This is a genomic window from Pantoea sp. WEP (genome assembly GCF_041678305.1).
GTDB lineage: Bacteria > Pseudomonadota > Gammaproteobacteria > Enterobacterales > Enterobacteriaceae > Pantoea > Pantoea dispersa.
Genome location: NZ_JBGNXB010000001.1, coordinates 2,181,272 through 2,191,784, shown reverse-complemented (window position 1 = coordinate 2,191,784; position 10,513 = coordinate 2,181,272). Strand labels below are relative to the sequence as shown.

9 protein-coding genes are annotated in these 10,513 nt (G+C 57.7%); 2 read left to right on the top strand and 7 right to left on the bottom strand.

The window, feature by feature from the left end; genetic code table 11:
- Position 1 precedes the first annotated feature (1 nt).
- From ABVR31_RS10050 to rstA, 5 genes are all read right to left on the bottom strand, one after another.
- Positions 2–808: a serine protease gene (locus ABVR31_RS10050; RefSeq protein ID WP_021506118.1), complete on the bottom strand. Its 807-nt coding sequence runs from the start codon at positions 806–808 to the stop codon at positions 2–4.
- A 278-nt stretch (positions 809–1,086) separates the two neighbouring features.
- On the bottom strand, positions 1,087–1,560 hold the full coding sequence (gene asr / locus ABVR31_RS10045) for an acid resistance repetitive basic protein Asr (RefSeq protein ID WP_072209965.1): 474 nt from the start codon (positions 1,558–1,560) through the stop codon (positions 1,087–1,089).
- A gap of 203 nt (positions 1,561–1,763) precedes the next feature.
- Entirely contained in the window at positions 1,764–3,251 is a 1,488-nt protein-coding gene (locus ABVR31_RS10040; protein ID WP_058758501.1) for a carboxypeptidase M32, read from the bottom strand.
- 12 nt (positions 3,252–3,263) lie between these two features.
- Complete coding sequence (gene rstB / locus ABVR31_RS10035) at positions 3,264–4,574, bottom strand: two-component system sensor histidine kinase RstB (RefSeq protein ID WP_021506114.1); 1,311 nt, start codon at positions 4,572–4,574, stop codon at positions 3,264–3,266.
- Complete coding sequence (gene rstA, locus ABVR31_RS10030) at positions 4,574–5,296, bottom strand: two-component system response regulator RstA (RefSeq protein ID WP_021506113.1); 723 nt, start codon at positions 5,294–5,296, stop codon at positions 4,574–4,576. Before rstA ends, rstB begins: the two co-directional genes overlap by 1 nt.
- Before the next feature lie 175 nt (positions 5,297–5,471).
- Between rstA and ABVR31_RS10025 the strand changes: the two genes are divergently transcribed.
- The gene (locus tag ABVR31_RS10025; RefSeq protein WP_021506112.1) at positions 5,472–5,885 is read left to right on the top strand and encodes a hypothetical protein; all 414 of its coding nucleotides are present in this window, start codon (positions 5,472–5,474) and stop codon (positions 5,883–5,885) included.
- Here the strand turns inward: ABVR31_RS10025 and ABVR31_RS10020 are convergent, their stop codons facing one another.
- Together ABVR31_RS10020 and ydgH are read right to left on the bottom strand one after the other, a co-directional pair.
- Complete coding sequence (locus ABVR31_RS10020) at positions 5,886–7,277, bottom strand: basic amino acid/polyamine antiporter (RefSeq protein WP_021506111.1); 1,392 nt, start codon at positions 7,275–7,277, stop codon at positions 5,886–5,888.
- A gap of 206 nt (positions 7,278–7,483) precedes the next feature.
- Complete coding sequence (gene ydgH, locus ABVR31_RS10015) at positions 7,484–8,440, bottom strand: DUF1471 family protein YdgH (RefSeq protein WP_021506110.1); 957 nt, start codon at positions 8,438–8,440, stop codon at positions 7,484–7,486.
- 538 nt (positions 8,441–8,978) lie between these two features.
- Between ydgH and pntA the strand changes: the two genes are divergently transcribed.
- A complete protein-coding gene (gene pntA / locus ABVR31_RS10010) occupies positions 8,979–10,511 on the top strand; it encodes a Re/Si-specific NAD(P)(+) transhydrogenase subunit alpha (protein ID WP_372772617.1) in 1,533 nt (510 codons plus the stop codon).
- The last annotated feature ends 2 nt before the right edge of the window (positions 10,512–10,513 follow it).

Sequence of the window (10,513 nt, the reverse complement as noted above, 5' to 3'; positions counted from 1 at the left end):
CTTATTGCGCCAGCGCTTCCAGCTTGTCTTTAAAGGATGTTACGGCAATGGCGCGGTTATCGGCGCGATAGCGATCGGCCGGTGCCGGTGCCGAGCTCTGTACCGCAATCAGTTGCCACTCGCCGTCGCGCTTCAGCAGCAGCGGTGAACCGCTGTCGCCGGGCAGGGTGTCGCACTGGTGCGACAGCACGGCACGCTGCGCCCAGCCGGTGATCAGGCAATCGCTGTGCGAGTAGAGTGTATCCAGATGGTCTGCGGGATAACCGGCCTGTGTCACTTTGCGGTCGGTGGTTTTCAGCGCAGCGGTTAAATCGCTGCGCGAACCGTCAAACAGCGGAATCGGCACGATACCGGACGGCGGATTGTGCAGAATCACCAGGCCGTAATCGTAAGGTGCCGCGTCTGGCGGCACGATCCAGCCTTCACCATCCGCCTGCAGACGCCGCGCCAGCGAAGGCTCCACGCGCGCGTCAATATCATGAATTTCGTAACGCCAGCCTTTGGCACCCGCCATAAAGCGCAGCGCGACCGGCTTGTCGAATTTGCCTGGGGGCGTCAGTAAGCAGTGTCCGGCCGTCAGCGCCAGATGGGCCGAAATCAACGTGGCACTGCACAGATTGCCGCTTTCCGTCTCTAACTGACCAATGGCATCCCACGGCGCCGCACTGACGTCGGTAATGGCTTTACGATGATCTTTGCCGAAGAACAGGGTCTTAATCTCTTCCGGGCTGGGGCCGTCTTCATCATCGGCATGGGCTGTGAGGTTAAAGCTAAAAAGACCTACAAATAACAAGATAGCCAGGCGCATAGTTCTCTCAATGGCGAGAATAAATAGAGGTTGTGGTCATCACGCTTGAGCGATAACTATAGTCGGTGAGCGGTAAAAAAGGGAGAAATATTGGAGTAATCAGCACGCTACAACGACTAGATAAAAAAGCTGGCCGCAATAATGCCGCACAGAATCATGACAATCAGGATAATTTCGAAGCGATAGCGACGCACCATTTTTCGCTACTCCAGTAAATAAACACCCGGCAGAACCGGGTGTTTTCAATCATTAATGCGGTGTTGGCGCGCAAGGCAACCTTATTTAGCAGCTTTTTTCGCTTTGTGGTGCTTTTTAGCAGCCTGAGCTTTCTGAGCAGCAGGTTTGGTTACTTTTTTGTGGTGCTTTTTAGCTGCCTGAGCTTTCTGTGCAGCTGGCTTGGTGGCTTTATGGTGTTTTTTAGCAGCCTGGGCTTTCTGGGCCGCTGGCTTGGTGGCTTTCTTGTGGTGCTTTTTAGCGGCCTGGGCTTTCTGAGCAGCTGGTTTGGTGGCTTTCTTGTGGTGCTTTTTAGCCGCCTGCGCTTTCTGAGCCGCTGGTGCTTTCTTCTCTACTTTCTTGTGCTTTTTGGCAGCCTGCGCTTTCTGAGCAGCGGCTTTTTTGTGGTGAACAGCTTTGTGCTTAGCCGGTGCAGCGGTAGTTGCAGCAGCAGGAGCAGCAGTTGTTGTCTCAGCAGCGAAGGCTACAGAAGACAGACCCATAGCAGCGGCGATCACCAGCGCAAATAATTTTTTCATTGCAAAACCCTCGAACTATTTTTTCATGTGTAGCCCACTGCGGGGCCGGTGAATGCACTATATGTAAAACAATTCGCGCCTTCAGTGAGGGAATGGTATCGGCGTGTAACGGATTGTACAAAGCAGGAAAACCGGGCAGGACGGGGATAAGTGCGGATCACTCTCCGCGCAAAAAACGGCGGCCGGGCAGGCCGCCGCACGGATCAGGCAGAGAGATAACGCTGTTCCAGATACTGACGGAAATAGTGTGGATTGAGCGCTTCGCCAGTGGCATTGATCAGCAGCTGCTGCGTCGGGAAGCGGCTGCCGTGCTGCCAGATGTTCTGCTGCAGCCAGTCAAACACCGGTTGCAGTTCGCCCTGCTGAATCAATTCGTCCACCTGCGGAATGGCGCGTTTTACCGCCTGGAACAGCTGAGCAGCGTACATCGCGCCCAGCGTGTAGGTCGGGAAGTAGCCGAAGGCGCCGTCGGTCCAGTGAATATCCTGCATACAGCCGTCGCGGTAGTTGCCGCGCGTATCGATCCCCAGCGACTGCTGCATTTTTTCATTCCACAGCGCCGGAATATCCTCGACTTCAATCTCGCCTTCAATCAGCGCTCGCTCGATTTCGTAACGTAAAATCACATGGGCCGGATAGCTCAGCTCATCGGCATCGACGCGAATAAAGCCCGGCTTCACGCGCTGGGTCAGCCGAATAAAGTTGTTGCGCTCCAGTGCCGGCTGGTCGCCCATCAGCGCCACCACCTGGGGATGAATATGCTGCAGGAAGGCGTGACTGCGACCCAGCTGCATCTCCATAAACAGGCTCTGCGATTCATGCATCGCGGTCGAGCGCGCCAGCGCCACCGGCTGTCCGCGCCACTGCTGTGGCAGATTCTGTTCATAGCGCGCATGGCCGGTTTCGTGGATCACGCCCATCAGCGCGCTGAGAAAATCGTTTTCGTTGTAGCGTGTGGTGATACGCACATCTTCCGGTACGCCGCCGCAGAACGGGTGCGCGCTCACGTCCAGCCGGCCGTGATTAAAATCAAACCCTAACGTCGCCATCACGCTCAGTCCGAGCTGCTTCTGCGATTCAATGGCGAAGGGGCCGACCGGCTGGGCAATCGGCGTTGCCTGCTGGCGGGCTACCGCTTTTTGCAGCAGATCCGGCAGCCAGCTTTTCAGATCGCCAAAGGTGCTGTCGAGCTGCGCGCTGGTCATGCCTGGTTCAAACACATCCAGCAGCGCATCGTAGCGTGATACGCCGAGCGCATCGGCGCGCAGCTGTGCCTCTTCGCGGCTCAGCTTCACCACTTCTTTCAGGTTAGCGCTGAAGCCCTGCCAGTCGTTGGCCGGACGCTGACTGCGCCACGCGTGTTCACAGCGCGAGCCGGCCAGCGATTTGGCTTCCACCAGCGAGGCCGGCAGCAGCGTTGCCTGGCGCCACGCGCGCTGCATTTCGCCCAGGTTGGCCTGCTCCACATCGTTCAGCGACTCCTGCGCGGCGGCGTCAAACAGCCCGCCGAGGCGCTTGTCGGTCAGCAGCTCGTGCATAAATACGCTCAGCTCTGCCATCGCTTCTCCACGCGCCTGGCTGCCGCCCGGCGGCATGGTGGTTTGCATATCCACGCCGGCAATCGCGCCCAGATGGCCAAAACGCGCCAGGCGCTGAAAAGTGCGGCTAAGTTCCTGATAAGCTGCAGTCATGTAACAAGCTCCTTATGAAGGTAAGCGCGGCGTCACGTCGCGCAGGGGGAGATCAACCGGCCAGCAGAAGCGCACGCAGGCGCCGCCCAGCGGACTGCTCTCAATCGAGACCTGGCCCTGCAGCGCCTGCGCAATAGAGTGCACAATCGCCAGACCGAGGCCGCAGCCGCCGGTGGCGCGATCGCGGCTGGGATCGAGCCGTACGAAAGGCTCGAATACCCGCTGGCGTTCATCCGGCGGAATGCCCGGACCATCATCTTCAACCTGCAGATTGCCGATGGCGCCGTCAAACCACAGGCTGACGCGCAGCCGCTGCTGCGCATAGCGCAGGGCGTTATTCACGAGGTTATCCAGCACGCGCTCCATCAGGCGCGTATCTGCCGCGCCAATGTTTTCCAGCTGCGGAATATCCAGCGTAATGTGCGTTTGCGGATTCATGGTCTGCACGTCAGCGATGTGCACGCGCAGCCACTGGGCCAGATCGAAAGATTGCAGATTGAGGTCAACGCGCGGCCGGTCGAGGCGCGCATAGGTCAGCAGCTCCTCAATCAGGCTCTCCAGCTGGCCGACGTCACGGTTCAGCGCCGCCGACTCTGCCGCACTGAGGTTTTCACTCATCTCCAGCCGGTATCGCAACCGGACCAGCGGCGTGCGCAGCTCGTGCGCGATACCGTCAATCAGCTGTTTTTTACTCGCCACCAGCGTATTGATGTTGTCCGCCATCTGGTTGAACGCCACGCCAAGGCTGTGCAGGCTGGAGGTATTTTCAAAATGGGTGCGCACGTCAAGCTCGCCGCGACCAAAGCGCTGAGCCGCTTTCTCCAGCCGCTGCATCTCCTGCCAGTGCGGGCGCAGCCAGATGAACACCGGCAGCGCCAGCGACATACCAATAAACGCCAGCAGGGCGATATCAAGGATGCGCATCTGGTGCAGATAAAACAGGTAAGGAATCGGTCCGACCGACAGCACATAGTGGCTGCGCGGGATGTGCTGCAGGAAGGTGTACTGATCGTCGAGGGCGACGATTTCACCGGCGCGCAGCCGCTTCATGTCGGCTTCGTCCAGCTGATACTTGCTCATCGGTTCGATGTGCAGCTCAAAGGATAAATCGAGATCGAGATTGCGGATGGTTTTGTTCCAGTCGCGCGGCGGGATCTCACGCAGTTCGCTGCGCATCAGAAACAGCGAGCTGGCCATCAGGTCGTTCATCGACTGGCGTCCGGCGCGCTCGGCGGTGAATTTGTACACCAGACCCACCAGCAGCGTCATCACCAGGAAGCAGACGAACAGCAGCAGATAGAACTGAATGAAGAGCTTTCTCATCAGGAGCGGGTATCCCAGGCCTGCGGCGCGAACAGATAGCCTTTGTTACGGATGGTTTTGATGCGGAACGGCTCGGTGGCGCTGTCGTACAGTTTCTTGCGCAGGCGTGAAATGGCGACGTCGATGCTGCGATCCATGCCGTCATAGCTCACGCCGCGCAGGGTTTTCAGCAGCGCGTCACGGTCGAGAATTTCTCCCGCGTGGCTCGCCAGCTCCCACAGCAGATCAAAATCGGCGGTCGAAAGGGTGATCGGTTCATCGAACAGGATCACCTGGCGGTTGAGCGCATCAATGGTGAGCGAACCAAACCGCAGCACCTTTTGCGAGCTCTGCACGGCGGGTGCGGCTTCCGGTTTGGCCACGTGCGCCTGGCGCAGATGCAGTCGCAGACGCGCCAGCAGCACCGCCGGCGGCGTGGTTTTCAGAATATAGTCATTGGCGCCCATCTCCAGCGCCAGAATGTGGTTCATGTCGCTGTCGAGCGAGGTCAGCAGCACAATCGGCCCCTGCCAGTGCGCACGCAAATCGCGGCACAGCGTCATGCCATCTTTGCCCGGCAGCATGATATCCAGTAACACCAGATCCGGATCGGCGGCGAGAATGGTCGCTTCCGCGCGATCGCCGCGCGTCTCAACCAGCACCTCAATATCGTGGCGGCCAAGATAAGCCGCAATCAGTTCGCCGACTTCCGGCTCATCTTCCACATAGACAATTTTGTTCATAATGCTCTGTCATGGCTGAGAATGTCAGCAGCATAGCTTTTCCTGGTCCTGAGCTCTACGCTACCGCACGAATTATCCTTGTCTTACTGGTATGTACACCGTGAAATGTGCCATTATTACCGGCGCGTTCTGGCGCAAGGTTCGGAATCGTACTGAAAACAGGAGGAGTGCGAGGGTGTCTGATAAAGAGCTGGCTTCAGCCGGATACAGTGACCGCATCTGCTTCAACTACAGTGACTTCCTTTCCGCTTCCTGCAAAAAACGCTGGAGCTTTGTCGATGCCATTTACGGCGTGATGCCAATTTTTGGCATGGTGACGCGCAAGTCCGGGCACAGTTTACAGGCCAGCGACGACCATCTGAAAGAATTAGCATTACAAATCATTTCAACCCAGGTCAGCGACGAAATTAACATCGCCCGACTGATCACTCTGGCCGAACAGCAGCACATCAGCCGCTTCGATATCCAGCTGCCTTATCCGCTGTCCGCTGAGCAGCTTGACGCCATCCATCTGGAATACCGCAAGCCGCTCAATCTGACACAGCAGAACGATCTGCTGTGCGTTTCCATTCCTTTACAACCACACTGATTAGCGCGTCAGCTGCCACAGCGCGGGCAGTGAGGCGGCAATTAACAGCACGATGGCGATGCGCTCCAGCGCAAACAGCGGTTGATCGCCGCGGCCACCGCGTCGTGCATACAGGAACAGCAGCAGACCCGGCGCGTAAAGCACCACTGACAACAGCAGATGCAGCGGCCCCGAGGCGTAGAGCAGCCAGAGTCCATAGGCGCTGGCACCGAGACCGGTCAACAGGGCCAGCGGTTTGTGCTGACCGCGTACCACTTTGACCAGATACAGACCGACCAGCAAATAGGGCACGAGGATCATTTCTGAGGCGATAGTCAGCAGCGTATTGTAATCCGCGCCGGTAACCGCAATCAGAATCAGGCACACCTGCACGCTGCCGTTAGTCAGCCACAGCGACGCCGCCGGCGCATTATGACGGTTCTGCCGGGCAATGCTGCGCGGAAACGCGCCCTGCTGCGCGGCAAGGAACGGGACTTCCGCCGCCATAATGGTCCAGCTGAGATAGGCCCCGCACACCGAGATAATCAGGCCAACCGCAATCACTGCATCGCCCCAGTGACCGAGCAGCCGTTCCATCAGACCGGCCATTGACGGATTGCGCATCTGCGCCAGTTCCGCACGCGGCACCACGCCAAGCGACAGCAACGTCACCAGCAGATAGACCAGCAGCGCGGCCAGCACCGCCAGCAGCGTGGCGCGCCCGACATCTTTCTTGTGGCGCGCGCGGGCAGAGACCACCACCGCGCCTTCCACGCCAATAAATACCCACAGGGTGATCAGCATGGTCTGTTTAACCTGCTGCCACAGCGGCTGGCCGAGCGCCGCGCCGTCAAAGTCAAAACGGAAGCGATCGTAATTAAACGCCAGCAGCGCCAGCACCACGAACAGCAACAGCGGCACCAGTTTGCCCAGCGTCGCCAGCAGGTTGATGCTGGCCGCCGTCTGTACGCCGCGCAGCACCAGCCAGTGCACCAGCCACAGCAGCACGGAAGCGCCAAGCATCGCCTGCCAGGTGTTGCCATCGCCAAACACGATGCGATCCGGCGTATCGGTAAAGAAGCTCAGCGCTGAAAACACAATCACCAGATACGAGACGTTGGCAATCACCGCACACAGCCAGTAACCCCATGCCGAGCAGAAGCCGGTCAGCTCGCCGAAGCCGGCGCGCGCGTAGGTGAAGATGCCGCCATCCAGTTCCGGGCGCAGACGCGTCAGCAGCAACATCGCCAGCGACAGAAAGAGGATACCGACACCGGTGATCAGCCAGCCGATCAGCAGCGCCGCCGGACCGGCAACCGCCGCCATATTTTGTGGCAGGCTAAAAACGCCCGCGCCGAGCATCGAGCTGAGCACCAGCGCAGTGAGCGCGCTAAGACCTAATTTTTTATCCAAAACGCCATTCCTGAGCAGCAGAGTGTGCTGGGTAGTAGTTGTTCAGCCAGAGTGTAAAGTGGCAATCAGTCCCGTTTAAAACGGAATGCCCTGAAAACAGGCGGCAGATTTTACGGAGAGCGAACGGTGAAGGCAATGCAAGACTATGCAGATTTGCACACGGATTATGCAAACGGCAGGGCGACGGGCGCCGCCCTGCGCGGGGATTATTTAAACAGGTCAGCAGTGACGGTCAGGTTGCCGCCGCTCTGGTTCTGCCACTGGCGCGTAATGTGATAATACTTCGCGCCTTTGGCGATGGCGCGTTTGCCCACGGCTTCTGAGATCTCGGTTGGCGTGCCGAAGTGATCGGAGAAGGAGATGGTGTCAAACGGCTGCATCTGTGCGGCCGTGATCGCATTGACTTCCTGCACGCTGCGGCCATCCGGCTGCGTCACAGTATAACGCTGACCGGTAGAGCTTTGGGTTTCAAAGAAACGACCCACGCTGGTGCTCGGCGTATCCGAGGAAGCAACGCCAGGGATTGCCACTTTCTTCGCCGCTGCGCCGCCCGCAGCCAGGGCTGCTTTGCCGGCTTCAGAATCAGCCGGAATCGAGTCAGACGTATCCTGCACCACGCGCGCTTTGGCATCGGCTTTATACACGTAGGCGGTCACGTACTGGTTGCCACCGTTGTTAGCATCCACCTGACGCACAATAAAGAAGGAGGCCGCACCTTTGTTTTTCGCCGCTTTGGCGATGGCTTCGTTCACGTCCGGCTGGCTGGAGAAGAAGCCGCTGACGGAGACGGTGTCAAATGGCTCAAGGCGATATGCTTCCGCCTTAGGCAGCTCTTTCACGCCGTTGAACATCCGGTATTGCGTGCTTTGTTCCACTTTCGCTGCATTGGCTTTGTACAGATCGGCGGTAACGCGCCAGTTGCCACCGTTACCGTTGCTGTCGTTGATGCCCTGCACGTAGAAAGAGTCCGCGCCTTTGGCGTCGGCGGCTTTAGACACGGCGTCTGTTGCATCGCCAATTGCATTGAAACGGCCGCTAATATTGATACGTTCGAATGGTTTTAACGCGGCCGCTTGTTCTGGCGTTAACTCTTTGGCAGCAAACGCATTGGCCGCCAGCAGTGATAACAGGGTCGACGCCAGAATGGTGTTCTTCAGCTTCATAAAAATGATCCTTCGCCTTACGCAAATTGAGTACGAAAACGTGCTGGACTCTTGATGTATAACAGATTAGCCGCTGATTATTGCATGTAATAATCGGCCTGTCTCAGCCAATTTATGCGCATAACATTGACAATCCCAGCATTTTATTCATCGGCCTGTCATCTTTCGCTGTTATGGCTTTTTTTTGGTCAGCTTACCGCTTTAACCGGTATCGCTTAGTACCATAATAGTTAACGCATTGTTAAATATAGGTTTTTAAAAACAGTTAATTCGTCATGACACGATTAGGCACAGCAGATTATTTTCCATAATGCCGCAAACCTGGTCGCATCCCGCGGTATTCATCGCTGGCATCTGAATATCTGTGTGAATGTCATAAGTGTGCGTTATGGCGCTAGATCGTCCTGGGCATTTTCAGTAGGTTATAAAGACTTTGTTACATAGTGCATTTCGCTCATAAAAAGCTGAAACAGCGTTTCGGCTTTTAAGCATGTGCCCCTTACAGAACCTCATCCTTTAATCATGGAAAGGAAACAGTATGTTAATTGGGATACCCAAAGAGCGGTTAGCTAACGAGTCCCGCGTCGCAGCGACGCCAAAGACCGTTGAGCAGCTCGTTAAGCTGGGATTCAGCGTCACCGTTGAGCAGGGCGCCGGTCTACGCGCCAGCTTTGATGATGACAGTTTTATCGCCGCCGGTGCCAGCATCAGTCATCCGCAGGATGTCTGGCAGTCCGACATCGTGCTGAAGGTGAACGCGCCAGACGACAGCGAGATCGCCCTGATGCGCGCGGGCAGTACGCTGGTGAGCTTTATCTGGCCAGCACAGAACCCGGCGCTGCTGGAGAAATTATCCGCACGCAACATCACCGTAATGGCGATGGATTCCGTACCGCGTATTTCGCGCGCGCAGTCGCTGGATGCGCTCAGCTCGATGGCGAACATCGCCGGTTACCGTGCCATTGTCGAAGCAGCCCATGAGTTTGGCCGCTTCTTTACCGGGCAAATTACCGCCGCCGGTAAAGTGCCACCGGCAAAAGTGATGGTCATCGGGGCTGGCGTGGCCGGTCTGGCGGCGATTGGCGCGGCGGGCAGCCTCGGTGCCATCGTGCGCGCCTTCGATACCCGTCCGGAAGTGAAGGAGCAGGTGCAGAGTATGGGCGCCGAGTTCCTTGAACTCGACTTTCAAGAGGAAGCGGGCAGCGGCGACGGTTACGCCAAAGTGATGTCCGAGGCCTTTATCAAGGCGGAAATGGCGCTGTTCGCGGCGCAGGCGCAGGAAGTGGACATTATCGTCACCACCGCGCTGATCCCGGGCAAGCCGGCACCGAAGCTGATCACCGCAGAGATGGTGGCCAGCATGAAGCCGGGCAGCGTGATTGTTGATCTCGCGGCAGCCACCGGCGGTAACTGCGATCTGACTGTCGCCGACCGCGTCACGCTGAGCGACAACGGCGTCAAAATCATCGGCTACACCGATCTGCCGAGCCGGCTGCCAACGCAGTCCTCGCAGCTGTACGGCACCAACCTGGTGAACCTGCTGAAGCTGCTGTGTAAAGAGAAAAACGGCGAGATCGTGGTTGATTTTGACGATGTCGTGGTGCGCGGCGTCACGGTAATTCGTGACGGCGAAGTGACCTGGCCTGCGCCACCGATTCAGGTCTCTGCTGCGCCACAGGCCGCAAAACCTGCCGCACAGCCGCAGGTGAAAGCGGCAGAGAAGCCCGCTGCGCCGTGGCGCAAATATCTGCTGCTGGCGCTCGCGGTAGTGCTGTTCGGCTGCCTGGCCAACGTCGCGCCAGCGGAATTCCTGTCGCACTTCACCGTGTTCGCGCTTGCCTGCGTCGTCGGGTATTACGTGGTGTGGAACGTCAGTCACGCGCTGCATACGCCGTTAATGTCCGTCACCAACGCCATCTCCGGCATTATTGTGGTGGGCGCGGTGCTGCAGATGGGCCATGGCGGCTGGGTCACCTTCCTGGCGTTTATCGCCGTCCTGATTGCCAGCATCAATATCTTCGGTGGTTTCACCGTCACCCAGCGCATGCTGAAAATGTTTCGTAAGAATTAAGG